24 protein-coding genes and 1 pseudogene are annotated in these 26,885 nt (G+C 39.1%); 19 read left to right on the forward strand and 6 right to left on the reverse strand.

Annotated features, from left to right (window positions below; all coding sequences use genetic code 11):
• Positions 1-12: 12 nt before the first annotated feature.
• The 5 genes and pseudogenes from csm6 to alaS all read left to right on the forward strand — a co-directional run bounded on the left by csm6 (position 13) and on the right by alaS (position 5,562).
• The gene (gene csm6 / locus AAFQ93_RS05640) at positions 13-1,299 is read left to right on the forward strand and encodes a type III-A CRISPR-associated CARF protein Csm6 (protein WP_223140825.1); all 1,287 of its coding nucleotides are present in this window, start codon (positions 13-15) and stop codon (positions 1,297-1,299) included.
• 285 nt (positions 1,300-1,584) lie between these two features.
• Positions 1,585-1,722, forward strand: a pseudogene (locus AAFQ93_RS05645) (UDP-N-acetylenolpyruvoylglucosamine reductase); the annotation flags it as partial.
• Between the two features lie 22 nt (positions 1,723-1,744).
• A complete protein-coding gene (locus AAFQ93_RS05650; protein ID WP_223140826.1) occupies positions 1,745-2,038 on the forward strand; it encodes a hypothetical protein in 294 nt (97 codons plus the stop codon).
• 403 nt (positions 2,039-2,441) lie between these two features.
• On the forward strand, positions 2,442-2,927 hold the full coding sequence (locus AAFQ93_RS05655) for an LURP-one-related/scramblase family protein (RefSeq protein WP_075228275.1): 486 nt from the start codon (positions 2,442-2,444) through the stop codon (positions 2,925-2,927).
• A 16-nt stretch (positions 2,928-2,943) separates the two neighbouring features.
• Entirely contained in the window at positions 2,944-5,562 is a 2,619-nt protein-coding gene (gene alaS / locus AAFQ93_RS05660; RefSeq protein WP_223140827.1) for an alanine--tRNA ligase, read from the forward strand.
• Positions 5,563-5,656: 94 nt separating this feature from the next.
• Here alaS and gdhA read toward each other — a convergent pair whose 3' ends face one another.
• Positions 5,657-7,003, reverse strand: a complete 1,347-nt coding sequence (gdhA, locus tag AAFQ93_RS05665) for an NADP-specific glutamate dehydrogenase (protein ID WP_375554891.1) — start codon at positions 7,001-7,003, stop codon at positions 5,657-5,659.
• A gap of 229 nt (positions 7,004-7,232) precedes the next feature.
• Between gdhA and AAFQ93_RS05670 the strand changes: the two genes are divergently transcribed.
• The 6 genes from AAFQ93_RS05670 (at position 7,233) to AAFQ93_RS05695 (ending at position 12,311) form a co-directional block, all read left to right on the forward strand.
• Positions 7,233-8,168: a dihydroorotate oxidase gene (locus AAFQ93_RS05670; protein WP_375554892.1), complete on the forward strand. Its 936-nt coding sequence runs from the start codon at positions 7,233-7,235 to the stop codon at positions 8,166-8,168.
• 32 nt (positions 8,169-8,200) lie between these two features.
• Positions 8,201-9,238 (forward strand): DNA polymerase III subunit delta, encoded by a 1,038-nt coding sequence (gene holA, locus AAFQ93_RS05675; RefSeq protein ID WP_375554893.1) that lies wholly within the window; start codon positions 8,201-8,203, stop codon positions 9,236-9,238.
• Between the two features lie 69 nt (positions 9,239-9,307).
• Positions 9,308-9,913 (forward strand): superoxide dismutase SodA, encoded by a 606-nt coding sequence (gene sodA / locus AAFQ93_RS05680; protein ID WP_126419845.1) that lies wholly within the window; start codon positions 9,308-9,310, stop codon positions 9,911-9,913.
• Between the two features lie 151 nt (positions 9,914-10,064).
• Positions 10,065-10,973, forward strand: coding sequence for a LysR family transcriptional regulator (locus AAFQ93_RS05685; RefSeq protein ID WP_049526940.1), 909 nt, complete (start codon positions 10,065-10,067; stop codon positions 10,971-10,973).
• Positions 10,970-11,431, forward strand: coding sequence for a signal peptidase II (lspA, locus tag AAFQ93_RS05690; protein ID WP_223140830.1), 462 nt, complete (start codon positions 10,970-10,972; stop codon positions 11,429-11,431). Before AAFQ93_RS05685 ends, lspA begins: the two co-directional genes overlap by 4 nt.
• Complete coding sequence (locus AAFQ93_RS05695; RefSeq protein WP_223140831.1) at positions 11,421-12,311, forward strand: RluA family pseudouridine synthase; 891 nt, start codon at positions 11,421-11,423, stop codon at positions 12,309-12,311. The genes lspA and AAFQ93_RS05695 overlap by 11 nt, the downstream gene beginning before the upstream one ends.
• Before the next feature lie 29 nt (positions 12,312-12,340).
• Here AAFQ93_RS05695 and ffh read toward each other — a convergent pair whose 3' ends face one another.
• The 3 genes from ffh to AAFQ93_RS05710 are packed head-to-tail and all read right to left on the reverse strand — an operon-like array spanning position 12,341 to position 14,474.
• The gene (ffh, locus tag AAFQ93_RS05700; RefSeq protein ID WP_375554894.1) at positions 12,341-13,906 is read right to left on the reverse strand and encodes a signal recognition particle protein; all 1,566 of its coding nucleotides are present in this window, start codon (positions 13,904-13,906) and stop codon (positions 12,341-12,343) included.
• A gap of 17 nt (positions 13,907-13,923) precedes the next feature.
• On the reverse strand, positions 13,924-14,139 hold the full coding sequence (locus AAFQ93_RS05705) for a hypothetical protein (protein WP_049508835.1): 216 nt from the start codon (positions 14,137-14,139) through the stop codon (positions 13,924-13,926).
• A 2-nt stretch (positions 14,140-14,141) separates the two neighbouring features.
• Positions 14,142-14,474: a putative DNA-binding protein gene (locus tag AAFQ93_RS05710; protein WP_000402062.1), complete on the reverse strand. Its 333-nt coding sequence runs from the start codon at positions 14,472-14,474 to the stop codon at positions 14,142-14,144.
• Between the two features lie 153 nt (positions 14,475-14,627).
• Between AAFQ93_RS05710 and rnc the strand changes: the two genes are divergently transcribed.
• From rnc to AAFQ93_RS05730, 4 genes are all read left to right on the forward strand, one after another.
• Positions 14,628-15,326 carry a ribonuclease III gene (gene rnc, locus AAFQ93_RS05715; protein WP_000661075.1) on the forward strand — a complete coding sequence of 233 codons (699 nt, stop codon included), beginning with the start codon at positions 14,628-14,630 and terminating at the stop codon, positions 15,324-15,326.
• Positions 15,317-18,856, forward strand: coding sequence for a chromosome segregation protein SMC (smc, locus tag AAFQ93_RS05720; RefSeq protein ID WP_375554895.1), 3,540 nt, complete (start codon positions 15,317-15,319; stop codon positions 18,854-18,856). Before rnc ends, smc begins: the two co-directional genes overlap by 10 nt.
• Before the next feature lie 88 nt (positions 18,857-18,944).
• Entirely contained in the window at positions 18,945-19,604 is a 660-nt protein-coding gene (locus AAFQ93_RS05725; RefSeq protein WP_000344918.1) for a trimeric intracellular cation channel family protein, read from the forward strand.
• Positions 19,605-19,776: 172 nt separating this feature from the next.
• The gene (locus AAFQ93_RS05730; RefSeq protein ID WP_375554896.1) at positions 19,777-20,355 is read left to right on the forward strand and encodes an HD family hydrolase; all 579 of its coding nucleotides are present in this window, start codon (positions 19,777-19,779) and stop codon (positions 20,353-20,355) included.
• A 225-nt stretch (positions 20,356-20,580) separates the two neighbouring features.
• On the opposite strand, the gene AAFQ93_RS05735 is transcribed toward AAFQ93_RS05730, so the two are convergent.
• Positions 20,581-21,048 carry an 8-oxo-dGTP diphosphatase gene (locus tag AAFQ93_RS05735; protein ID WP_000136624.1) on the reverse strand — a complete coding sequence of 156 codons (468 nt, stop codon included), beginning with the start codon at positions 21,046-21,048 and terminating at the stop codon, positions 20,581-20,583.
• A gap of 333 nt (positions 21,049-21,381) precedes the next feature.
• Between AAFQ93_RS05735 and AAFQ93_RS05740 the strand changes: the two genes are divergently transcribed.
• The 4 genes from AAFQ93_RS05740 to tnpA all read left to right on the forward strand — a co-directional run bounded on the left by AAFQ93_RS05740 (position 21,382) and on the right by tnpA (position 25,079).
• Positions 21,382-22,173, forward strand: coding sequence for an HAD family hydrolase (locus AAFQ93_RS05740; protein ID WP_320692340.1), 792 nt, complete (start codon positions 21,382-21,384; stop codon positions 22,171-22,173).
• Positions 22,173-22,991 (forward strand): Cof-type HAD-IIB family hydrolase, encoded by an 819-nt coding sequence (locus AAFQ93_RS05745; protein WP_375554897.1) that lies wholly within the window; start codon positions 22,173-22,175, stop codon positions 22,989-22,991. The genes AAFQ93_RS05740 and AAFQ93_RS05745 overlap by 1 nt, the downstream gene beginning before the upstream one ends.
• Before the next feature lie 3 nt (positions 22,992-22,994).
• Positions 22,995-24,425 carry a signal recognition particle-docking protein FtsY gene (gene ftsY, locus AAFQ93_RS05750; protein ID WP_375554898.1) on the forward strand — a complete coding sequence of 477 codons (1,431 nt, stop codon included), beginning with the start codon at positions 22,995-22,997 and terminating at the stop codon, positions 24,423-24,425.
• Between the two features lie 189 nt (positions 24,426-24,614).
• The gene (tnpA, locus tag AAFQ93_RS05755; RefSeq protein WP_070458570.1) at positions 24,615-25,079 is read left to right on the forward strand and encodes an IS200/IS605 family transposase; all 465 of its coding nucleotides are present in this window, start codon (positions 24,615-24,617) and stop codon (positions 25,077-25,079) included.
• 141 nt (positions 25,080-25,220) lie between these two features.
• Here tnpA and zwf read toward each other — a convergent pair whose 3' ends face one another.
• A complete protein-coding gene (zwf, locus tag AAFQ93_RS05760) occupies positions 25,221-26,708 on the reverse strand; it encodes a glucose-6-phosphate dehydrogenase (RefSeq protein WP_375554899.1) in 1,488 nt (495 codons plus the stop codon).
• Positions 26,709-26,885: the final 177 nt, after the last annotated feature.

The following is a 26,885-nucleotide window of genomic DNA, read 5'->3' on the forward strand; positions in this document are numbered from 1 at the left end:
AGGAAGAATATCTTGGAAATTTTAATTTCAGCAGTTGGAACGACAGATCCGATAAGCAATAATCGAGATGCAGCTTTATTACATATTGCTCGAACTTTCAGACCCGAACAGATTGTTTTAGTTTATAGTGAAGAAATGTTGATAAAAAGAGATTTTATTGAGAGGGCATTATTTTCAATCGAAAGTTATCATCCTGATGTGGTTATTGAACCGATCATATTGAAAAATGATGAGGTCTACCTTTTTGATAAAATGTATGAAGTGATGGGACAGATTATCGAAAAATATTCTGGAACAGATCATCAATTGATCTTAAATCTATCTTCAGGTACACCTCAAATTATTTCTGCTTTATTTGCCTTAAATCGAATTAATGATTATAATACGCAAGCCATACAGGTTGCAACACCTAACAAATCAGCAAATAGAAAGTATATGCCACTTTCAAGTGAATGTGAACAGAAGCTTTTTGACGAGAACGAGGATAACCAAAAGGATTACGAAGATCGCACAATCAAAGATGAAGCTGAAAAATTTAATCATTCTCTTATCAAGCGCCACTTAAGAAATTTAATTTCTTCTTATGATTATCTTGCTGCAGAAGAGTTAGTTACTAGAAAAGAATACAATAAATTACTTTCTAAAAAGAAATTATCTCGTTTGAGAGAAATATTAAATGATTTTGTAAAAGTGTTTAAAACTCAAGCGATTTTAAAAGATATTCAGGGATATTCACTCACAGAAGTTGAGAAAAAAGCTCTTAATTACTTTTTAATGATTGAAGTTTTGAAAGAGAGAGGGCAGGTTGCTGATGTCTTAATCAAATCAAAGTCTTATGTTGAATTTATCATCGAGGAAAAGATAAAGAAAGATTATCCTGATTTGATAAAATATGATGGGACTTTTCCAAAGTTAAATGAAGAATACAAGGATTTTGAAGCTATTTTAGGTTTTATTGATCTAGAATTTAAAAAAGCCAAGGGTATAAAAGATGAGAAGAAAAGAATCTATTCCCCTCAGTCAACCTTAAATCTCTTGTCTTTTGAAAATATTTTATCTTATTATGAAGTTTCTCCTGAATTACTTAAGTCGATAAAGCTAATAAATAGCTTAAATGGTGAGAGAAATAAGGTTGCACATGGCTTGTCAGAAATTGATAGTAAACTAGTTAATTCTAGAAAATTGCAACAGACAATAGATGCTTTGCGCTTTATTTTACAGGATACCTTCGATATTGATGATAGCTATTTTACTTGTTATCGGGCTTTGAATCAAGAAATGTTAGATCTACTTCGTTAGTAATTATATACATTTAAAAAATTTTAATTGTAAGTAGCTTATCTCGTTTGTATGTTCACATAGCTAATTTCACAGTTGACTCAATCTAAAATTAAAAATGTTAAGAATTGATTTTCTCCTTTTCTTATTTTAAAAAATTAACGGTTCTACGAGTCATCTAAGATAGCAAAACATATTACCCAATCTAATAATTGCTAACCACGAAAGAATGACAAGTTCATTGAATGAAGGTGGTATCATGAGTTTTTGATCTTCGTGTGATGAATTTGTTTTTTTGAGTTTCTTATAAGAACATTTCTTGTCAAACAAAAAAGTTCTCCTAGGTGGTGAACGCTTCGATATCAAGAATGAATTGGGCAATAATGCTTATCAGTAGAAGGTTTATTTTTAAAGATTCCAAAGACCTTAATCATAGAAAATATCAAACAAAAAAATGGAGGAAAAAATGAGGGAATTAAAAATATTGGGTTATGCTACATTAGCTTTTTTGATTTTTGTTATCATAGGTGTAAATTTTCATGTTAATGAACCAATTAAAGAGCAGCCCCCTATAGGACTACCTCAAAGTGTATTAGATACTGAGTTGAAAGTTCAATTAAAAGATGGTATTGTACTGGGTAAATACTATACAAACGACGGTTACTATATCATCGTTTGGGATGAGGAGATAAAGAAACCTGTTGTCCATGATTTAGACAAAGTTGAGTGGGAAAGAATAAGATTTGGAGATATAGACTAAATTTATATGAAACTTGATAGATTTTCAAAGAGTACCTTGATCACTTTTGGTTTTATCTTACAGGATACCTTCGATAGTAATGATAGCTATTTTGCATGTTCTCGAATAAATAATTATGAAATACCAGAGTTACTTCGGAAGTAATTATGTGCATTTATATAGCTTAATTTTCCAGTTGACGCAGGCTTAAAAAAACGATATAATAAGAAAGTTGAGAATTGATTTTCTCTCCATCTTAGTTCAGAGAATTGGCGGTGCTGCGAGCCATCTAAGATAGAAAATCATGCTACTCAATCCAACAATTGCATAAGAATCAAAGAATGACAAGTTCATTGAATGAAGGTGGTACCGCGGTTTTTCGCCCTTCGTGATATGGATTTGTCTTTTATTTTTGGAGGTGTTTATGAGAACATTTCTTGTCAAACAAAAATTTCGCCTAGGTGGTGAACGCTTTGATATCAAGGATGAAATGGGCAATGTCGCCTATCAGGTTGAAGGTTCATTTTTTAAGATTCCTAAAACCTTTACCATCTACGATGTTGCTGGTGAACAGGTCAGTGAGATTAGTAAGGAAGTCTTAACTTTCCTACCTCGTTTTGAAATTCAACTTACTAACGGCGATCATTTTTATATTCGGAAGAAGTTGACTTTCTGGAAGGATAAGTATGAGTTTGACAATCTCGGCCTTCGCATCGAAGGAAATGTCTGGGATTTGAATTTTAAATTGCTGGACGACCGTGACCAAGTGATTGCTGAGATTACCAAGGAACTTTTCCATTTAACCTCTACCTATACCGTAACCGTCTATGACGAATCTTATGCAGACCTAGTCATTTCCCTCTGTGTCGCTATCGACTATGTGGAAATGCTAGAAAGCCAATCAAATTAGTAAAAAGGAGATACATATGAAACAATTATCTAGTGCACAAGTCCGCCAAATGTGGCTTGATTTCTGGGCTACAAAAGGCCACTCAGTAGAACCATCCGTTAGCTTGGTTCCAGTAAACGACCCGACACTTTTGTGGATCAACTCAGGGGTTGCCACTCTTAAAAAATACTTTGATGGAACCATCATTCCTGAAAATCCACGTATTACCAATGCTCAAAAGGCTATCCGTACCAACGATATCGAAAACGTAGGTAAGACTGCTCGTCACCATACTATGTTTGAAATGTTGGGGAACTTCTCAATCGGGGATTACTTCCGTGACGAAGCAATTACATGGGCATATGAGCTTTTGACAAGTCCTGAGTGGTTTGACTTCCCTAAAGACAAACTTTACATGACTTATTATCCAGATGACAAGGATTCATACAACCGCTGGATTGAAGTGGGAGTAGATCCAAGTCATTTGATCCCAATCGAAGACAACTTCTGGGAAATTGGTGCGGGACCTTCTGGACCTGATACAGAAATCTTCTTTGACCGTGGAGAAGCCTTTGACCCAGAAAACATCGGTCTTCGTCTTCTTGCAGAAGATATCGAAAACGACCGTTATATCGAAATCTGGAACATTGTATTATCACAATTTAACGCAGACCCTGCTGTTCCTCGTAGCGAGTACAAAGAATTGCCACACAAAAACATTGATACGGGCGCTGGTTTGGAGCGTTTGGTAGCAGTGATCCAAGGTGCTAAGACCAACTTTGAAACAGACCTCTTCATGCCAATTATCCGTGAAGTTGAGAAATTGTCTGGTAAGGTTTACGACCAAGATGGCGACAACATGAGCTTCAAGGTCATTGCCGACCACATCCGTTCTCTTTCATTTGCGATTGGTGATGGTGCCCTTCCTGGAAATGAAGGTCGTGGTTATGTCCTCCGTCGTCTTCTTCGTCGTGCCTCTATGCATGGTCAAAAATTGGGTATCAATGAGCCTTTCCTTTACAAACTCGTTCCAACTGTTGGAAAAATCATGGAAAGCTACTACCCAGAAGTGCTTGAAAAACGTGAGTTTATTGAGAAAATCGTTAAGAGCGAAGAAGAGTCATTTGCTCGTACTCTTCACTCAGGTCAACACTTTGCCCAAGGTATCGTAGCAGACTTGAAAGAAAAAGGTCAATCTGTCATCGCCGGTCAAGATGTCTTTAAACTCTATGATACATACGGATTCCCAGTGGAATTGACAGAAGAAATCGCTGAAGAAGCTGGTATGACTGTAGACCGTGAAGGTTTCGAAGCAGCCATGAAGGAACAACAAGAACGTGCGCGTGCGTCGGCTGTTAAAGGCGGATCTATGGGGATGCAAAACGAAACCCTTCAAAACATTACAGTTGAAAGTGTCTTTAACTACAATGCTAGCCAATTGTCTTCTAAGTTGGTTGCTATTGTAGCGGATAATGCAGAAGTAGAAGCTGTAGCTGAAGGAACTGCCTCTCTCATCTTCGCGGAAACACCATTCTACGCTGAAATGGGTGGACAAGTTGCGGACCATGGTCAAATCTTGGATGCTGCAGGAAATGTTGTAGCTACAGTAACAGATGTTCAAAAAGCACCAAACGGACAAGCATTGCACACCGTTGAAGTTCTTGCTCCTCTTGCATTGAACCAAGAATACACTTTGGCTATCGATAGCAATCGTCGTCATCGTGTCATGAAGAACCACACAGCCACTCACTTGCTCCATGCGGCTCTTCATAATATCCTTGGCCACCATGCAACTCAAGCAGGTTCACTTAATGAAGTAGAATTCCTTCGTTTTGACTTCACTCACTTCCAAGCTGTCACTCCTGAAGAATTGCGTGCTATTGAGCAACAAGTCAATGAGAAGATTTGGGAAGCCATCGCAGTGGAAACAGTTGAGACTGATATTGACACAGCTAAAGAAATGGGAGCTATGGCCCTCTTTGGTGAGAAATACGGTAAGGAAGTTCGCGTAGTCACTATCGGGGACTATTCAGTAGAGCTTTGTGGTGGTACTCACGTTGGCAATACTTCTGAAATCGGTCTCTTCAAGATTGTCAAAGAAGAAGGTATCGGATCAGGAACTCGTCGTATCTTGGCAGTGACTGGTAAGGAAGCCTTTGAAGCTTATCGTGAACAAGAAGACGCTCTGAAAGCAGTCGCAGCAACCTTGAAAGCACCTCAACTCAAAGAAGTACCTCACAAGGTGGAAGGTCTTCAAGAACAACTCCGTCAATTGCAAAAAGAAAATGCAGAATTGAAGGAAAAAGCGGCAGCAGCTGCAGCAGGCGATGTCTTCAAGAATGTTCAAGAAGCAAACGGTCACCGTTACATTGCCAGCCAAGTATCTGTATCAGATGCAGGAGCCCTTCGTACCTTTGCGGATAACTGGAAGCAAAAAGACTACTCTGATGTCCTTGTTCTTGTCGCAGCCATTGGTGACAAAGTCAATGTCCTTGTAGCCAGCAAGACAAAAGAGGTACACGCAGGTAATGTGATCAAAGAATTAGCTCCAATCGTTGATGGACGTGGTGGTGGTAAACCAGACATGGCCATGGCGGGAGGAAGTAATCAAGCGAAAATCCAAGAATTGTTGGATGCAGTAGCAGGTAAATTGTAAGAAAATAAAGATCTATCCATTCGGATAGGTCTTTTTTTATGTATAAGAAAAAACTCCTCACAAGAGATGTGAGGAGTTATGTAGTTACTAGGAATTAAACAATCCCTTGTGCAATCATAGCGTTTGCTACGTTTTCAAAGGCTGCAATGTTAGCACCTGCAAGGTAGTCAGTTCCAAGACCGTAAGTTTCTGCAGTTGTTTTAGCTGTGTTGAAGATGTTAGTCATGATATCTTTCAAACGACCGTCAACTTCTTCACGTGTCCATGAAAGGCGAAGGCTGTTTTGGCTCATTTCAAGAGCAGATACAGCTACACCACCAGCATTGGCAGCTTTGGCAGGTCCGTAAAGGATTCCATTTTCCTTGTAGACTTTGATAGCTTCAAGGTCGCTAGGCATGTTAGCTCCTTCAGATACACAGATAATTCCTTGAGCAACCAAGCGTTTAGCAGCTTCACCATTGATCTCATTTTGAGTCGCACATGGAAGAGCGATATCATAGTTACCAGTGTAAGTCCATACAGAACCTTCGTAGTAAGTAGCAGTTGGTTTTTCTGCAGCGTACTCAGTCAAACGAGCACGGCGTTTTTCTTTAACGTCTGTAAGAAGGTCAAAGTCGATACCATTTTCATCGATGACATAACCATTTGAGTCAGATACTGAGATAACAGTTGCACCAAGTTCAGTTGCTTTTTGAAGAGCGTATTGAGCTACGTTACCAGAACCTGAAATCACAACTTTCTTACCAGCAAAGCTGTTGCCGTTAGCTTTAAGCATTTCTTCAGTGTAGTAAACCAAACCGTAACCAGTTGCTTCTGGACGAATCAAGCTACCACCAAATCCAAGAGGTTTACCAGTCAAGACACCAGCATCAAATTGGTTAAGACGTTTGTATTGTCCGTAAAGGTAACCAATTTCGCGTCCTCCAACACCGATATCACCAGCGGGTACGTCAAGAGATGGTCCGATGTATTTTTGTAATTCAGTCATGAAGCTTTGGCAGAAACGCATCACTTCAGCATCAGTTTTGCCTTTAGGATCGAAGTCTGATCCACCTTTACCACCACCGATTGGAAGTCCAGTCAAAACGTTTTTAAAGATTTGTTCGAATCCGAGGAATTTCAAAATCCCTTGGTTTACAGTTGGGTGGAAACGAAGTCCGCCTTTATATGGTCCAACAGCTGAGTTGAATTGAACACGGTAACCACGGTTAACTTGAACTTTTCCATCACGGTCAACCCATGGAACACGGAAAGAAATTACGCGTTCTGGCTCAGTGATACGTGCCAAGATATTTTCTTCAATATACTCAGGGTGTTTTTCAAAGACAGGCTCCAAAGTGCTGAAGAATTCTTCAACCGCCTGGAGAAATTCAGCCTCATGCCCGTTACGAGCTTTTACAGTTTCAAACACGCTTTGGATATATTCTTTAGCAGATGTCATATCGTTCTCCTTTTTGTTGTCATATTTTATTACATGAGTCATTATAGCAGAAAATTTTTTCAGTGTAAAGAAAAAAACACAAATTTTCTAAAAATTCTTTCAATTTGACACAACTGATTCAGAACTTGCTAAAAAACGAACCTTTTCTATGGAAATGGTTTTATTGAAAAGCAAAAGTCAAAGTATGGTATAATATTAAACATAAAAAGGAATCTGGAGGAACAGAATCATGGTATCAACTAAAACACAGATTGCTGGTTTTGAGTTTGACAATTGCTTGATGAATGCGGCAGGAGTTGCTTGTATGACGGTTGAGGAGTTGGAAGGTGTCAAAAACTCGGCAGCAGGAACCTTTGTCACTAAGACAGCAACCTTGGAATTTCGTCAGGGGAATCCTGAACCACGTTATCAAGATGTTCCACTCGGTTCAATCAACTCTATGGGTCTACCAAATAATGGTTTAGACTATTACTTAAACTATCTATTGGAATTGCAAGACAAGGAACCAAACCGTACCTTCTTTTTATCATTAGTTGGAATGTCTCCAGAGGAAACTCATACCATCTTGAAAAAAGTTCAAGAGAGTGATTTTCGTGGTCTAACTGAACTCAATCTCTCATGTCCAAATGTACCTGGTAAACCTCAGATTGCCTATGACTTTGAAACTACTGATCGTATCTTATCAGAAGTCTTTGAGTATTTTACAAAACCATTAGGAATTAAGCTTCCACCTTATTTTGATATTGTACATTTTGATCAAGCAGCAGCTATTTTCAACAAATATCCACTTAAGTTTGTCAATTGTGTCAACTCTATCGGAAATGGTCTTTATATTGAAGATGAGTCAGTCGTGATTCGTCCTAAGAATGGCTTTGGTGGGATTGGTGGAGAATACATCAAACCAACAGCCCTTGCAAATGTCCATGCTTTTTATCAACGCTTGAATCCAGAAATTCAAATCATCGGAACAGGTGGAGTATTAACAGGACGTGATGCCTTTGAACATATCCTATGTGGTGCCAGCATGGTGCAAGTAGGAACTACTCTTCATAAAGAAGGAGTAGGTTCTTTTGAACGCATTACAAAGGAACTCAAAAAAATTATGACGGAAAAAGGTTATGAAAACCTTGAAGATTTCCGTGGTAAATTGAATTATATTGATTAAATAAAAGCGAAACTAAAAAGAAAGGAGAAATGATGCTAGCAATAGAAGAAAGCCGAAAACTGTCCTTAGCTAACCTTCCGAGTTTGACCTTGTTTACAGGCGCTGATCAAGGACAGTATGAAGTCATGAAAACTCAGGTGCTAAAGCAAATCGGCTACGATTCTGCTGATTTGAACTTTGCTTATTTTGATATGAAAGAAGTAGAATACAAAAGCTTGGAACTAGAGCTGGTCAGTCTTCCTTTCTTTGCGGATGAAAAAATTGTTATTTTAGATCATTTTCTCGATATAACAACAGCTAAAAAGCGCTATCTATCTGATGACGAGCTTAAGGCTTTTGAAGAATATTTGGAAAATCCATCTCCGACGAGTAAATTAGTTATTTTTGCTGAAGGTAAACTAGACAGCAAGCGACGTCTAGTTAAAATTCTAAAGAGGGATGCCAAGATTTTTGAAGCTCTTGAACCAAAAGAACAAGAGATGCGAGCTTATTTTCAAAAGTGTGCTCAGGACCAAGGACTTTCCTTTGATGGAAAATCCTTCGAACAGTTACTTATCAAATCAGGTTTTCAATTCAGTGAAATTCAGAAAAACCTACTCTTCTTACAGTCTTATAAGGATGATGACCGGATTACCGAAGAAGACATTGTTGAAGCCATACCAAAGACTTTGCAGGATAATATCTTTGATTTAACTCAGTTAATATTGACTAAGAAGATTGATCAGGCACGTGATTTAGTCAAAGATTTGACTTTGCAGGGAGAAGATGAGATTAAACTGATTGCCATTATGTTGGCGCAGTTCAGACTCTATACACAAGTGAAAATATTGCAAGAGTCTGGTCAGACAGAGTCTCAGATGGTCAGCAGTTTAGGTCACTATCTTGGTCGCAATCCGAATCCCTACCAAATCAAATTTGCCCTTCGTGATTCTCGAAGACTATCTCTTGATTTTCTCCAGAATTCTATTCGTTATCTCATCCAAGCTGATTATCAAATTAAGACAGGAGTTTATGAGAAAGGTTACCTGTTTGAGAAGGCTTTATTGCAGATTGCTAGCCAGTCAAATTGAGCAAATAACTTGAAAAAATAGGATGATTGCGTTATCATCTTTATATAGAAAGAAAAAGAGGTATTACAGATGGCTATTATCTTACCAGATCTTCCATACGCTTACGATGCATTGGAACCATACATCGATGCTGAAACAATGCACTTGCACCATGACAAACACCACCAAACTTACGTTAACAATGCAAATGCAGCTCTTGAAAAACACCCAGAAATCGGTGAAGACCTTGAAGCTTTGCTTGCTGATGTAGAATCTATCCCAGCTGATATCCGTCAAGCGCTTATCAACAACGGTGGTGGACACTTGAACCACGCTCTTTTCTGGGAATTGATGACTCCTGAAAAAACAGCTCCTTCAGCAGAACTTGCAGCAGCAATCGATGAAACTTTCGGTTCATTCGAAGAATTCCAAGCAGCCTTCACTGCAGCAGCAACAACTCGTTTTGGTTCTGGATGGGCATGGTTGGTTGTTAACCAAGAAGGTAAACTTGAAGTAACTTCAACTGCAAACCAAGACACACCAATCTCAGAAGGTAAAAAACCAATCTTGGGCTTGGATGTTTGGGAACATGCTTACTACGTGAAATACCGTAACGTTCGTCCTGACTACATCAAAGCTTTCTTCTCAGTTATCAACTGGAATAAAGTAGACGAACTCTACGCAGCAGCTAAATAATCTTAATAACGACACCTTGGGGTTAGAATTTCATCTAACTTGAAAGGTGTTTTTTGTTTGCTTTTCTTAGAAGTAACTGTCTTATGATTTTCCTTTGTTGGATAGGCTTGATTTATGGTATAATGATAAGATAGAAATCGAAGGAGAAATCATGAATATTCAACAATTACGCTACGTTGTAGCTATTGCTAATAGTGGTACTTTTCGTGAAGCGGCTGAGAAGATGTACGTTAGCCAACCTAGTCTATCTATTTCTGTAAGAGACTTGGAAAAAGAGCTCGGCTTCAAGATTTTTCGCAGAACCAGTTCAGGAACTTTTCTTACACGTCGTGGGATGGAATTTTATGAAAAGGCACAAGAGTTGGTTAAAGGATTTGATGTTTTCCAAAATCAGTATGCCAATCCTGAAGAGGAGAAAGATGAGTTTTCAATAGCCAGCCAGCACTATGATTTCTTGCCACCAACTATTACAGCTTTTTCGCAACAATATCCTGACTATAAAAATTTCCGTATTTTTGAATCAACAACTGTTCAGATTTTGGATGAAGTAGCCCAAGGACATAGTGAGATTGGAATTATCTACCTCAACAATCAAAACCAAAAGGGAATTATGCAGCGGGTTGAAAAGTTAGGACTTGAAGTGATTGAGTTGATTCCTTTCCAGACGCATATCTATCTGCGTGAAGGGCATCCTTTAGCCAAGAAAAAAGAGTTGGTCATGGAGGATTTGGCTGATTTACCAACAGTTCGATTCACACAGGAAAAGGATGAGTATCTTTATTACTCAGAGAACTTTGTAGATACAAGTGCTAGCTCTCAAATGTTTAACGTAACTGACCGCGCTACCTTAAATGGAATCCTTGAAAGAACAAATGCTTATGCGACTGGATCTGGATTCTTAGATAGCGATAGTGTGAACGGGATCACCGTTATTCCGCTAAATGATAATCTCAATAATCGCATGGTTTATGTGAAACGTGAAGAAGTAGACTTGAGCCAAGCAGGGACTTTATTTGTAGAGGTTATGCAAGAGTATTTTGATCAGAAGAGGAAAGCATGAAAAAAAGAGGAATAATTGCAGGGATTATAGCAGCCTTGATTATCTTAGATCAATTGGTAAAGGCGTACGTCGTTCAAAATATTGCTCTTGGTGAAATCAAGTCATGGATCCCAAATCTAGTTAGTTTAACCTATCTGCAAAATAGGGGGGCAGCCTTTTCTATGCTTCAAGATCAACAGTGGTTTTTTGCAGTGATAACTCTAGTAGTCATGGTTGGAGCTATCTGGTATCTTCATAAGCATATAGAGGATTCCTTCTGGACAGTTTTTGGTTTAGTTTTGATTATTGCAGGTGGTCTGGGAAACTTTATCGATCGTATCAGTCAAGGATTTGTCGTGGATATGTTTCACTTAGACTTTGTTAATTTTGCCATATTCAATGTGGCTGATAGCTATCTGACGGTCGGAGTGGTTGTATTATTGCTTGCAATGCTAAAAGAGGAAATGAATGGAAATTAAAATTGAAACAGGTGGACTACGCTTAGATAAGGCTTTGTCAGATTTAACAGAACTGTCGCGAAGTCTCGCCAATGAACAAATCAAATCAGGTCAAGTCTTGGTTAATGGTCAGGTCAAAAAAGCCAAGTATACGGTTCAAGAGGGCGATGTCGTTACTTATCAGGTGCCAGAACCAGAAGTTTTGGAGTATGTAGCTGAAGATATTCCTCTAGAAATCATTTATCAAGATGAGGATGTAGCAGTAGTCAATAAACCTCAAGGGATGGTTGTTCATCCAAGTGCTGGACATACCAGTGGTACCTTGGTTAACGCCCTTATGTACCACATCAAGGACCTATCAGGCATCAATGGTGTGTTGCGTCCAGGGATTGTCCATCGTATTGATAAGGATACTTCAGGTCTCTTGATGATTGCTAAAAACGATGATGCCCATTTAGCACTAGCTCAAGAATTGAAGGACAAGAAGTCTCTTCGTAAATATTTGGCTATTGTTCATGGTAATCTTCCCAATGACCGTGGTGTGATTGAAGCGCCGATCGGACGTAGTGAAAAAGACCGCAAGAAACAAGCAGTAACTGCTAAAGGAAAACCAGCAGTGACACGTTTCCAAGTGTTGGAGCGCTTTTGTGATTATACCTTGCTGGAATTGCAACTGGAAACTGGAAGAACTCACCAAATCCGTGTACACATGGCTTATATCGGTCATCCTGTCGCTGGCGATGAGGTATATGGCCCTCGTAAAACCTTGAAAGGACATGGGCAATTTCTCCATGCCAAGACTCTTGGATTTACCCATCCAAGAACAGGGGAAACTATGGAATTTACTTCCGAAATCCCAGATATCTTTAAAGGGACTCTGGAAAAACTTCGAAATAACTAGACAGAAAAAGGACTCAAGCGAGTCCCTTTTTATTTGCGTTTTTTCTTAGCTTTTTTCATTTTATTAGCCATGCGTTTCATGGATTGCTTCATAGCAAATTCCCCGATTTTTCCCTTGAGACCTCCACCAAACATTTGTCTCATGTCAGGCATTCCTGCTCCTCCAAGAGCTGACAAGTCAGGCATACCACCTTGTCCCATCATACCTTCAAGGGCAGACATATCCATACCCCCAGGCATATTTTTAGGAAGGTTGTTAGGGTTGATGCCCATCTGTTTCATCATCTTGTTCATGTCACCAGACATGACACCTTGCATGAGTTGTTTAGCTTGGTTGAAGTCCTTGATGAACTTGTTGACTTCGATAAAGGTATTACCAGAACCAGCAGCGATACGGCGACGGCGACTTGGAGTCAACAAATCTGGATTTTCACGTTCTTCTGGAGTCATAGATGAGACGATGGCACGTTTGCGAGCGATTTGTTTTTCATCCACCTTCATATTTTGAAGGGCAGGATTGTTGGCCATACCTGGAATCATCTTGAGCAAATCTTCCATTGGCCCCATATTTTGCACCTGATCCAACTGATCGATGAAATCATTGAAGTCAAAAGTATTTTCCCGCATCTTTTCAGCCATTTCAAGGGCTTTTTGCTCATCGTATTCTTGGGAAGCTTTCTCAATCAGAGTCAGCATATCCCCCATACCGAGAATACGACTAGCCATACGGTCAGGGTGGAAGGTTTCAATGTCGGTAATCTTTTCACCAGTACCAGTGAATTTGATTGGTTTTCCTGTGATATGACGAACGGAAAGGGCCGCACCACCACGAGTGTCCCCGTCAATCTTGGTAAGGATGACACCGGTAACTTCTAATTGAGCGTTAAATTCTCGCGCAACGTTAGCAGCTTCCTGACCGATCATGGCATCGATGACGAGAAGGATTTCATTTGGTTGAGCTAGAGCTTTGACATCACGGAGCTCATTCATGAGAAGTTCGTCAATTTGCAAACGACCTGCCGTATCGATCAAAACATAGTCGTTATGGTTAGCTTTCGCTTGCTCCAAACCTTGGCGAACAATCTCCACTGCAGGAACTTCAGTACCAAGAGCAAAGACAGGTACATCAATTTGTTGTCCAAGTGTTTTCAATTGGTCGATAGCAGCAGGACGATAGATATCGGCCGCAATCATCAAAGGACGAGCATCCTCTTCCTTTTTAAGTTTGTTAGCAAGTTTACCTGCAAAAGTTGTTTTACCAGCCCCTTGCAAACCGACCATCATGATAATGGTTGGGATTTTTGGTGACTTGATAATCTCAGCTGTGTCTGAACCAAGAACTTCTGTCAATTCTTCATTGACAATCTTGATTATTTGTTGGGCTGGATTGAGGGTATCAATCACTTCATGTCCGACGGCACGTTCACGAACCTTCTTGATAAAATCCTTGACAACTGGTAGAGCAACGTCGGCTTCTAAAAGAGCTAGACGAATTTCCTTGGTTGCTTCTTGGATATCGCTCTCTGTAATTTTTCCTTTTTTACGTAGGTTTTTAAAGACGTTCTGCAAACGTTCTGTTAAATTTTCAAATGCCATTTTTTTCTCCTATTTCTTCAATTCAGTGGAAATCGTCCGAAATGTTGCAAACTCTCTAGTTCTTCGGTTGTGACTTCTTTCATGATTTCATTTGGATATCCCCAACAGCTAAATCCTTCTTTAAGGGCTTGAGGAATAGAATCAGGTGAGAGAATTTGTAGTCTTGTAGGAAATGGTTCCTCTGCAGCTAATAGTTTGCAAGGTATTCCTTTATAGACAACAAGATTTTCCATGATTACTCCCTATTATCAATACTGGTCAAAATCTCAATTTGCTCTTGCAGAAAAGCATCCTCTGGATAACGCTCCAAAATCTGATCAAAAATTTGACTGCGAACAATGTAGTCAGAGTACATATGGAGCTTCATCTCATAGTCTTCCAGGATCTTTTCAGTTCGTTTGATATTATCATAAACGGCCTGACGACTGACACCGAACTCTTCTGCAATTTCAGCTAAACTATAGTCGTCTGCATAGTAGAGCTCAATATAGTTCATCTGCTTATCAGTCAAAAGGGCTGCATAAAATTCAAACAGAGCATTCATTCGATTGGTTTTTTCAATTTCCATAAGATTTATTATACCAAAAAAAAGCCCAATTCGCTAGCTGGGGGCTGATTTTAGCTAGAAGTTAGAAAATGAGCTTTTCACTGTTCTTTTCTGACTATGAAGCCTTTTTTTGATATAATGGATAGGATTATAATGCTTTAGAAAGAGGTAGTCATGAAAGAATTAGAATCAGTGTTACAAGACCGTTTTGAACTTGTTTTTACAGATAAAAGCTTACTTGAAACAGCTTTTACCCATACCAGTTATGCCAATGAGCACCGCCTCTTAAAAATTTCACACAACGAACGCTTGGAATTTTTAGGAGACGCTGTTCTGCAATTATTAATTTCAGAATATCTGTTTAAAAAATACCCTAAAAAACCAGAAGGGGACTTGTCAAAACTCCGTGCTATGATTGTCCGTGAGGAGAGTTTGGCTGGTTTTGCCCGTGATTGTCAGTTTGACCAGTTTATCAAGCTTGGTAAGGGGGAGGAAAAGTCTGGTGGTCGTAACCGAGACACGATCTTGGGCGACGCTTTTGAAGCCTTTTTGGGTGCTCTGCTTTTAGACAAGGATATAAAAACTGTAAAAACCTTTATCTACCAAGTCATGATTCCTAAGGTTGAAGCTGGCGATTTTGAGATGATCAAGGATTATAAGACTCACCTTCAAGAATTGCTCCAAGTTAATGGAGATGTTGATATTCGTTATCAGGTGATTTCAGAGATTGGGCCAGCCCATGATAAGATGTTTGAGGTTGAAGTCCTTGTTGAGGGGCAAAGTCTAGGTTCAGGTAAAGGACGCTCTAAAAAATTGGCCGAGCAGGAAGCCGCTAAAAATGCAGTTGAGAAAGGGCTGGATTCATGTATTTAAAGGAAATTGAGATCCAAGGGTTTAAGTCCTTTGCTGACAAGACCAAGGTTATTTTTGACCAAGGGGTGACGGCGGTTGTAGGACCAAATGGCTCTGGGAAATCAAATATCACTGAAAGCCTCCGTTGGGCACTTGGTGAATCTAGTGTCAAGAGTCTTCGTGGCGGGAAGATGCCTGATGTCATCTTTGCAGGAACAGAAAGTCGGAAACCTCTAAATTACGCTTCTGTTATTGTTACTTTGGATAACCAAGATGGCTTTATCAAGGATGCAGGCCAGGAAATCAAGGTGGAGCGTCATATCTATCGTACTGGAGATAGTGAATACAAGATTGATGGGAAAAAAGTCCGTCTTCGTGATATTCATGATCTTTTCTTAGATACTGGACTTGGGCGCGATTCCTTCTCTATTATTTCCCAAGGGAAGGTCGAAGAAATCTTTAACTCCAAACCTGAGGAACGCCGCGCTATCTTTGAAGAAGCGGCGGGAGTCTTGAAATATAAAACTCGTCGAAAAGAAACTGAAAGTAAGCTCCAACAAACTCAGGACAACTTGGATCGTTTGGAAGATATCATCTATGAGTTAGATAATCAAATCAAACCATTAGAAAAGCAAGCAGCTACAGCTCGTAAATTTATGAACTTGGACGGTCAGCGTAAAGCCATCTACTTAGATGTTTTAGTTGCACAAATTCAAGCCAATAAGGCTGAATTGGATGTGACAGAAGAAGAATTAAACCAAGTCCAAGAACTGTTGACTAGTTATTATCAAAAACGTCAAGACTTAGAAGAAGAAAACCAAACTCTCAAAAAGAAACGTCATGATTTGCAGGCTGAGATGGCAAAAGACCAGTCAAGCTTGATGGATTTGACTAGTTTAATCAGTGATTTAGAACGTAAGTTAGCTTTATCTAAACTAGAAACTAAGCAGGTTGCTCTCAATCAACAAGAAGCGCAGGCTCGTTTGGCTAGTTTGGATGAAAAGAGAAATGCTCTTATTCAAGAGAGGGAAGAAAAAGAAACAAATCTCAGTCAGTTAGAAGAAAATTTAGCTGTCAATACTAAGGAAGTTAATCGTTTAGAAGCTGAGTTGTTAGCTTTTTCTGATGATCCAGACCAAATGATTGAGCAATTGCGTGAACGTTTCGTAGCTTTCTTGCAGGAAGAAGCGGATGTCTCTAACCAGTTGACACGGATTGAAAATGATCTTGAAAATAGTCGCCAACAGACTCAAAAGCAAGAAGAACAATTGGAGTCCTTGAAGGAACAATTGGCTACTGCCAAGTCTAAGGCAAGTGAACAAGAGGCTGATCTAAAATCAGCAAAAGAAAAAGTACAGACCTTGCTTGCTGACTATCAGACGCATGCTAAACAGGAAGAAGAACAAAAGCAGGCTTATCAAAGTCAGCAAAATCAACTTTTTGACCGTTTGGATAGTCTGAAAAACAAGCAGGCCAAGGCGCAAAGTTTGGAAAACATTCTTAAAAACCATAGTAATTTCTATGCAGGTGTTAAGAGTGTTTTACAAGAGAAAAATCGCCTAGGAGGTATTGTTGGAGCTGTTAGTGAACATTTAACCTTTGATGTTCGTTATCAGACAGCCCTTGAAATTGCCCTTGGTGCAAGTAGCCAACATATCATCGTTGAAGATGAACAGGCAGCAACAAAGGCCATCGATTTTCTTAAGAGAAACCGAGCTGGTCGCGCTACCTTCCTACCTTTGACAACGATTAAGGCACGTAGCATTTCTGGGCAGAATCAAGATGTGATTGCCTCAAGTCCAGGTTTTCTTGGCATGGCAGATGAATTGGTTACCTTTGATGCAAAGCATGAAGCTATATTTAAAAACTTGCTAGCTACAACAGCAATCTTTGATACGGTAGAGCATGTGCGTGATGCAGCTCGTAAAGTGCGCTATCAAGTTCGGATGGTAACTCTTGATGGTACAGAATTGCGAACAGGTGGTTCTTATGCTGGTGGTGCAAATCGTCAAAATAACAGTATTTTCATCAAGCCTGAATTGGAGCAATTGCAAAAAGAAATTGCTCAGGAAGAGAAGATTCTTGGTCAGGAAGAAGAAAATCTGAAAACAGTTCAAGAAAACTTAGATAACCTCACTCAGACTTTGGAGACCATTAAGTCCAAAGGAGAGCAAGCTCGTATAGAAGAGCAAGGCCTGTATCTGGCTTATCAACAAACTTGCCAACAAGTCGAAGAACTTGAAACACTTTTAGAACTTCAGGAAAAAGAATTAAACAATCTAAGAGGTGGAGATTGGCAGGCTGAAAAAGAAAAATGCCAAGAACGTCTCTCAATCATCGCAACTGAAAAGCAAAAGCTGGAGTCTGAGATTGAAGAAATCAAGTCCAATAAAAATGCGATTCAAGAACGTTATCAAAGCTTGCAGGATAAACTTTCTCAAGAACGTCTGCTCAAAACAGAAATGATAGGGCGAAAGCGTTACGAAGTTGCAGATATTGAACGGATTAACAAAGAGCTTGAATACCTTGATGTGGAGCAAGAAGAGATTGAACGTCTTTTGCAAGAAAAGGTAGACAATCTTGAAAAGGTTGATACAGAACTTTTGACCAAGCAGGAAACAGAAGCCAAGAGTCAGAAGGAAGAAATTCAACAAGGGCTCATTCGTAAGCAGTTTGAACTGGATGATATTGAAGGTCAATTGGATGATATAGCCAGTCATTTAGAACAAGCTCGTCAGCAAAATGAAGAATGGATTCGTAAGCAAACACGTGCAGAAGCAACTAAAGAGAAGATTACGGACCGCCTTCGCTATCTTCAAGGTCAACTGACTGAAGAATACCAGATTAGTTATACTGAAGCATTAGAACAAGCCAACCAATTGGAAGACTTAGCTGTCGCTGAACAAGAGGTCAAGGATTTGGAAAAATCCATTCGTTCACTTGGTCCAGTCAATTTGGATGCCATTGAACAGTTTGACGAAGTACACGAACGCTTGGAATTCTTAAATAGTCAGCGTGATGACATTCTTTCTGCCAAAAATCTTCTTCTTGAAACCATTACAGAGATGAATGATGAAGTGAAAGAACGCTTTAAGTCAACATTCGAAGCTATTCGTGAGTCCTTTAAGGTGACCTTCAAGCAGATGTTTGGTGGTGGTCAAGCGGACCTAATCCTGACAGAAGGTGATTTGTTGACAGCAGGTGTTGAAATCTCTGTTCAACCGCCAGGTAAGAAAATCCAATCTCTCAACCTCATGAGTGGTGGAGAGAAGGCCTTGTCAGCTCTGGCTTTGCTCTTCTCAATCATTCGGGTTAAGACCATTCCATTTGTTATCTTGGATGAAGTAGAAGCTGCACTCGATGAAGCAAACGTTAAACGCTTTGGGGATTATCTCAACCGATTTGACAAGGATAGCCAGTTTATCGTCGTTACCCACCGTAAGGGTACAATGGCGGCCGCAGACTCTATTTATGGGGTGACCATGCAAGAATCTGGTGTTTCTAAGATTGTTTCTGTTAAACTAAAAGATTTAGAAAATATGGATGCTTAGTTTGTTTTCGATACAACAATTCAAGCTAAAGTATTTAGAATGACCTTCAAGAAGTCGGAGGGTTACAAAAATAAATTGAGGAGCTTATATGGATTTTGACCTATTCCTAATGATCTGTAATTATATTGGGACTATAGCCTTCGCGGCTTCAGGAGCCATCAAAGGATTTGGTAAACGATTAGATATTTTTGGAATTAGTTTATTGGCAATTGTAACGGCAGTAGGCGGAGGGATTTTGAGAGATTCTATTATCAGTCGTTTTCCTTCCTCTCTTGCTGATCCCAGCCCGATTTATGTCTCTATCCTTGTAGCGGTTATCATGTATGTCTTTGTAACTTCAAAACAGGCCAATGCTAGTCATGAAAAAAAGTTCTATAAGTGGTTGAGAGAAGCCTACCTCATCTTTGATTCGATTGGGTTAATTATCTTCTCTCTAATCGGAGCCACAGCTTTAGCTGATAGTAAATTGAACTTGATGTCGGCTGGGATTTTGGCCTGTTTAACGGGTGCAGGTGGTGGAATTATCCGAGACCTCCTGATCAATGAAGTACCGAGTGTTCTAAAAGAAGATATTTATGCCCTTCTATCTTTCGTAATTGGAGTTATTTATTATTGGTTGGCCTTTGTCCTTCACTTTCCAAGAATCACTGTCTTTATCATTGTTTCTATTGTTGGTTTTGTGATTCGACTCTGCATCATTAAATTCCGACTCTCTTTGCCAAATATGGATAAGAGAACCTTGAATTGATGAATGGCTGAAAGTTTGATTCTAAACCCGTAAATAAGTTTAAAATAGTCATTTTATCAGCGTCTAATCTCATGTGGATTAGGCGTTATTTTTTTGCAAATACGGGAAATTAATGATGTAAAGATTAATTTTTGCTATTATATTTGTAATTTAGAATAAGGTAGGAATGGCAATGAGTAATTTGAAATATTCAGTTGATTTTATTAAAGAAATAGAGAAATTAAAGTCAGTGACAAGATTTAATAGAACTCTTGATGGCAGATTTGAAAATAGTGCCGAGCATTCCTGGCAGGGTGCCATAGCTGCAATGGTTCTTCAAGATTATTATCCTAAAAAATTGGATATGGAAAAAGTTATTTCTATGTTATTGATTCATGATTTAGGTGAGATTTATGCCGGAGATACTTGGGTTTTTGATGATGAAAAAAAGCTTCATTCTCATGATAGAGAGTTAGAATCTATAGAAAAAACAATGAGCCTCCTTCCAGAAGAGAAATATTTGAATATGAAAAATTTGTGGTTGGAATTTGAAAAAGGGCAGAGTGCTGAAGCAAGATATGCAAGAGTGATCGATGCCTTGGTACCACTGATTAATCACTTAGAAGTGTCAGAATTCAATTATAATCCTGATAATATCAGTGCAGACATGGTATTAGAAAAGAAAAAGTTCATAAAAAGTGAATCAGAAGAATTATGGAAACTGACGGAAGACTTGATTCAGGAAAGTGTGGAAAAAGGCTTATATTTTTAATAACAGTTAGCCCAATAGAAGATAGAATTTTAACCGGAGAATGGAAATATATATGATTAAACTTGTCACAACTGAAATCGGAATAAGGAAATTGATACAATAAAAGACAAAGATAGCCTTGGAATAAGCTGTTTCCAAGGCTTTTTAGCTATCTATAGATATAAGGAAAAAGTTGTTAGAGTAGATGATTTTTATTAGATACCCTTGATTATACCGTAGAGAATATTAGTCAAATAAAATTGTTTTGTTTTCACTAATGCATTTCTTATTATCATCCCAATAGTTAATACTTTCAAAGCTTCCTTTTCTTAAATAAAGTGGTAGCCTTTTTCTTATTTCATCTTGCATTGGTATTTTATCAATATCTTTTAGATTCCACCATTTTGGCTCACCTTCAGCAGATGTACTTAGTTCACCAGTAAACTGAGTACATAAAAAGTCATAGAAGACAAATCTCTCATTACCAATTGAATTAGTAAAGCCTGAAATTCCTTTTAATTCAAGATTTAATGCAGTGAGTCCAGTTTCTTCCTTAAGTTCCCGTAATGCAGCTTCAAAAAAACTTTCAGGGAATTCAACTTTTCCCCCCGGTGGAATCCAGCCAGGAAAATTATCGTGCTGTCTATTAAGTAATAAAATTTCTTGATTTTTCAAAACGCAAATATTAACCCAGTTTTTGATTTTTTCAGTCATATTATCAACCTCCAACAAGTATTTTTTCATATGCAAGATTATATGTCAAGAACTATTTGCTATTTATGATTGTGACAAATGTATCTCAGTCAAAGATTGACAATTTTTACGCAATAGCTGATGAACTATCAGAATAGACTTCAATCAAGAACTTTGGAAGAAAAGTGTTGAGAGGTTGGATATAAAAGAAGGTAAGCAAATCAGCCTGGCCTTTAAATTGGCCCTACGGAATTATTTATAGAAGACAAAGACGTGTCAATTCAGCACGTCTTTTTTTACTTTTTCTATGGTATAATAGAAGGTAGATTTATTAATTGGAGTATGAAGAATTTTATGATTAAATTAGTAGCGACGGATATGGACGGTACTTTTTTGGATGGTGCCGGTCAATTTGATATGGAGCGTCTGAAAAAGTTGCTCCATTCTTATAAAGAAAAAGGAATCTATTTTGCTGTTGCATCTGGTCGTGGGCTTTTGTCACTTGAAAAGCATTTTGCGGATGTCAAAGATGAGATAATCTTTATTGCTGAAAATGGTAGTTTGGTTCGTTTTCATGGAGAGGACCTTTATGAAGCAACCATGCCTCGTGATTTTTACCTATCAACATTTGAAAAGCTAAAGACTTCACCTTATTTTGATGAGAAGAAAATGCTCTTGACTGGCAAAGAGGCTTGCTATGTCTTAGATACAGTAGATGAAATCTATCTTATGTTTAGCCATCATTACAATGAAAATATCAAAAAAGTAGCCAGTCTTGAAGATATTACCGATGAGATTTTCAAATTCACAACTAACTTTACTGAAGAAACGGTTGACGCTGGAGAAGCTTGGGTCAATGAACATGTTCCTGGGGTCAAGGCTATGACGACAGGCTTTGAATCCATTGACATCGTTTTAGACCATGTTGACAAGGGAGTCGCTATTGTCGAATTAGCTAAGAAATTGAATCTAGATATGGATCAAGTGATGGCTTTTGGTGATAATCTTAATGACCTGCACATGATGCAAGTTGTAGGGCACCCGGTAGCACCTGAAAATGCTCGTCCAGAGATTTTAGAACTAGCTGAAACAGTTATCGGACATCACAAAGATCAATCAGTTATTGCTTATATGGAGGGATTGTAATGGCAGATATTAAATTAATTGCCCTAGACTTAGATGGGACTTTGCTGACGACAGACAAGAAATTGACTGATCGTACTAAGGCAACTTTAAAGGCTGCGCGTGATCAGGGAGTCAAAGTGGTACTGACAACTGGACGTCCCCTCAAGGCTATGGATTTCTTCCTTAAAGAGCTTGGAACAGACGGCCATGATGACGAGTATACTATCACCTTTAATGGTGGATTGGTTCAGAAAAATACAGGTGAAATCCTCGATAAGACAGTATTCTCTATTGATGATGTGACACGTATTTACGAGGAAACTGAAAAACTAGGCATTCCTTTAGATGCCATTTCAGAAGGTACAGTTTACCAAATCCAATCAGATCAAGAAAGTCTGTATGCTAAATTTAATCCTGCTCTGACTTTTGTTCCAATTGACTTTGAAGATTTGTCTAGTCAGATGACCTACAACAAATGTGTGACCGCTTTTGCCCAAGAACCACTGGATGCCGCAATTGCTAATATTTCACCAGACTTGTTTAACAATTATGAAATTTTTAAATCTCGCGACATGCTTTTGGAATGGTCACCAAAGAACGTTCATAAGGCGACAGGATTATCTAAACTAATTGAACATCTGGGAATTGACCGAAGTCAAGTGATGGCTTGTGGAGATGAGGCCAATGACCTTTCCATGATTGAATGGGCAGGACTCGGTGTTGCTATGCAAAATGCTGTGCCTGAGGTCAAGGAAGTTGCAAATGTAGTAACCCCTATGACCAATGACGAGGAAGCTGTTGCCTGGGCCATTGAAAAATATGTACTGAAGGAGAACTAAAGCATGGGATTATTTGACCGTTTATTTGGGAGAAAAGAAGAACCAAAAATCGAAGAAGTTGTTAAAGAAGCTTTGGAAAACTTGGATCTGACAGAACCTAGCGAGGAAGTTGAAGCACTTGGAACTGAAGAAGTTGAAGTGAAAAATACTGGGGAAATCGATCAACGTTCAGAAGTTGAGGAAACTTATTCTAAAGAAGCTAGTGAGTCTGCAGAACCAGAGGCAGAAGCTACTCTAGAAACAGTTGAACCGAAAGCAACTCAGTTTGAAGAGAAAACTGAGTGCCATTGTTGTCAGGAAGAGTCAACAGAAGTTGAAGAAACTGAAGAAAGAGCTCAAGAGGTAGCAGAGTTTGTTGCAGAAGAACCTGAGTCACCAGTCGAAGAAGTACCTTCAAGTGATAGCGACGATGAAGAAGCTGATCAAGTTCAACCAGACGAGACGGAGTCAGATACCTCTGAAGAAGTGGAAGAAGATTTAGTAATCGAAGAAATTCCTCAAGTTCAAGAGACTGTACAGGAAAAATATGACCGTAGTCTCAAGAAAACTCGTACGGGATTTGGTGCTCGTTTGAATGCCTTCTTTGCTAACTTCCGCTCTGTTGATGAAGAATTCTTCGAAGAACTAGAAGAACTCTTAATCATGAGTGACGTTGGTGTACAGGTAGCTTCAAATCTCACTGAAGAATTGCGCTATGAAGCAAAACTTGAAAATGCCAAGAAACCAGATGTCCTCCGTCGTGTGATCATCGAAAAATTGGTAGAGCTTTACGAAAAAGATGGACAATACAATGAAAGCATTAACTTCCAAGATGGTTTGACAGTCATGCTCTTTGTAGGTGTTAATGGTGTCGGGAAAACAACTTCAATCGGTAAATTAGCGCATCGCTACAAGCAAGCAGGCAAGAAAGTCATGCTTGTTGCTGCGGATACCTTCCGTGCAGGTGCAGTTGCTCAGTTAGCAGAATGGGGTCGTCGAGTAGATGTTCCAGTCGTAACTGGTCCGGAGAAAGCAGATCCAGCTAGTGTTGTCTTTGATGGGATGGAACGTGCAGTAGCAGAAGGTGTTGACATTCTCATGATTGATACAGCTGGCCGTTTACAAAACAAGGAAAACTTGATGGCAGAGTTGGAAAAAATTGGTCGGATCATTAAACGTGTCGTGCCTGAAGCCCCTCATGAAACCTTCCTAGCTCTGGATGCCTCAACAGGTCAAAACGCTCTTGTACAAGCCAAAGAGTTTTCAAAAATTACTCCTGTTACAGGAATTGTCTTAACCAAGATTGATGGGACTGCCCGAGGTGGTGTTGTTTTGGCTATCCGTGAGGAACTCAATATTCCTGTTAAGTTGATTGGTTTTGGTGAAAAAATCGATGATATCGGTGAATTCAATTCTGAGAACTTTATGAAGGGCCTTCTAGAAGGTTTGATATAAAAGAAAATCCTGCAAGAATTCTTGCAGGATTGTTTTTGATTATGCGACTTTCAGTCCGTCTCGCTCCGTTAGGTGCGAGACAAATAAACCACCCGCTATGCGGGTGCGCGTCGAAGGTTATACCCAAAAAACTCCAAACGCGATACAATAAAGGTGTTCAAGCCAATTGTAAAGCGAAAGGAGAAAACCATGGCACAAAAGACACATAGTTTATCACACACAAAGTGGCACTGTAAGTATCACATTGTGTTCACCCCTAAGTATAGACGAAAAGTCATTTATAATCAATATCGAAGTAGTTTGGGAGAAATATTCCGCCGATTATGTAGTTATAAAGGTGTTGAGATTATCGAGGGCCATTTAATGCCTGATCATGTACATATGTTAGTCAGTATTCCACCGAGGATAAGTGTTTCAAGTTTCATGGGTTATTTAAAAGGTAAAAGTGCACTCATGATGTTTGACAAACACGCTAATCTCAAGTACAAGTTTGGGAATCGGCATTTCTGGGCAGAAGGTTACTATGTGAGTACAGTAGGGCTTAATGAAGCCACAATTAAGAAATATATTCAAGATCAGGAAAAGTATGATATAGCACTAGATAAATTGAGTGTAAAAGAATATGAGGATCCCTTTAGGGATAGTGGTAAGTAATACTCACGCCTCTTTAAGAGGTAAGTGACGAGTCAAGAGCAATGAGGCTTGAACAACGTGAAAGCCAGCGTCTTTAGGCGCTGGCTGGTAATTTGGGCTTATAGCCCTGGTTCAAACCACCCGTTAGACGGGTGGTCATGATTATTCTAAACGACCATCTTTACGATAGGCGATATCTGGTTGCCAAGTCCACTCAGCTCCGTATTTTTTAAGTAAATCAAAGCTAGCTTGAGGTCCCATAGTGCCAGCCTTGTAGTCATGGAGTGGAGCACTGTTTTCAGCCCAAAGCTTTTCAATACGGTCAATCAATTTCCATGAGGCACTCACTTCATCCCAATGGCTAAAGTTAGTTGAATTATTGTTCAAAACATCATAGATGAGTTTTTCATATGGATCTGGCGAAGCACCTGTTGCAGTTGCATCTGTTCGATAGTCAAGAGAATTTGGCGCAAGGCTAAACTCTTCCCCTACCTTTTTACCGTTAAGACTGAGAGAGAAACCTTCAGTTGGTTGGATATAGATGGTAAGCACGTTTGGTGCTAGAGGCTCTCCGAAAATGGAATCCATTTGCTTGAAGACAATATTCACGTGTGTTCCTTTTTCAGTGAGGCGTTTCCCTGTACGGAAGAAGAAAGGTACATCACGGAAACGATCAGTGTCAACAAAGAAAGCACCTGATGCAAAGGTTTCTGTCATAGATTCAGGGTTAACATTTGGTTCACTACGGTAAGAGATGTATTTCATACCATCAACTTTACCAGAACGATATTGACCACGGATGAATTGCTCTTTAAGTTCCTCATCTGTAGGGTGGTAAAGGTTCTTGAAGACCTTGATTTTCTCTGCACGAATGTCATCCTTCGTAAAGCTTGCTGGTTTATCCATAGCTAAGAGCGACAGGAGTTGGAGTGTATGGTTTTGAACCATATCACGAAGGGCACCAGACTCATCATAGTAGCCACCACGCTCTTCAACACCTAGACGTTCTGCAAAGGTAATTTGAACATTATCGATGTGTTCACGATTCCAAACATTTTCAAAAATCATATTAGCAAAACGAATGGCAAAAATGCTTTGAATCATTTCTTTACCGAGATAGTGGTCGATACGATAGATTTGCTCTTCGTTAAAAGTAGCTAGGAGTTCTTCGTTTAATTTGCTTGCAGTCTCATAGTCGGTTCCAAAAGGTTTCTCAACGATCAAACGTTCAAAGCCTTTACCGTCAACAATCTGCTCAGACTTGAGGTGTTTGGCGATGGTACCAAAGAATTGTGGTGCCATTGAGAGGAAGAAGAGTTTGTTGTGTTCAGTCTGATATTTTTCGTTTAATTCAGCCTGAAGTTTACGTAATTCGATGTAGTGCTCAGTGTCATTAACATCGTGGCTTTGATAGTAAAAATGACTCGCAAATGCTTGAGCTTCTTCCACACTATCTGCCAAGTCTAAAATAGATTCGACAACGACAGATTCGAAATACTCCTTACTCCAAGGTCTACGAGCAGTTCCAATAACAGCAAAATGATCAGAAAGATTACCTGATTTATAAAGTCTAAAAAGTGAAGGGTAGAGCTTACGTTTGGCCAAATCCCCACTTGCACCGAAAATTGTAACAATAACTTTTGATGACATCTAGCTACCTAATTTCTATTTTGTTTCCTAGTTAAACTAGGCATGAGGAGTCCCCATTTTTCATATCCTTTATTTTATCATAATTTTCTAAAAAATCCAAAAATCCAATACGTCTATACTAAGAGGTTAGGCAAAACTCAATTTCATACTCTTCGAAAATCAAATTCAAACCACGTC

Source organism: Streptococcus nidrosiense (assembly GCF_042140045.1).
Taxonomy (GTDB): Bacteria; Bacillota; Bacilli; order Lactobacillales; family Streptococcaceae; genus Streptococcus; species Streptococcus nidrosiense.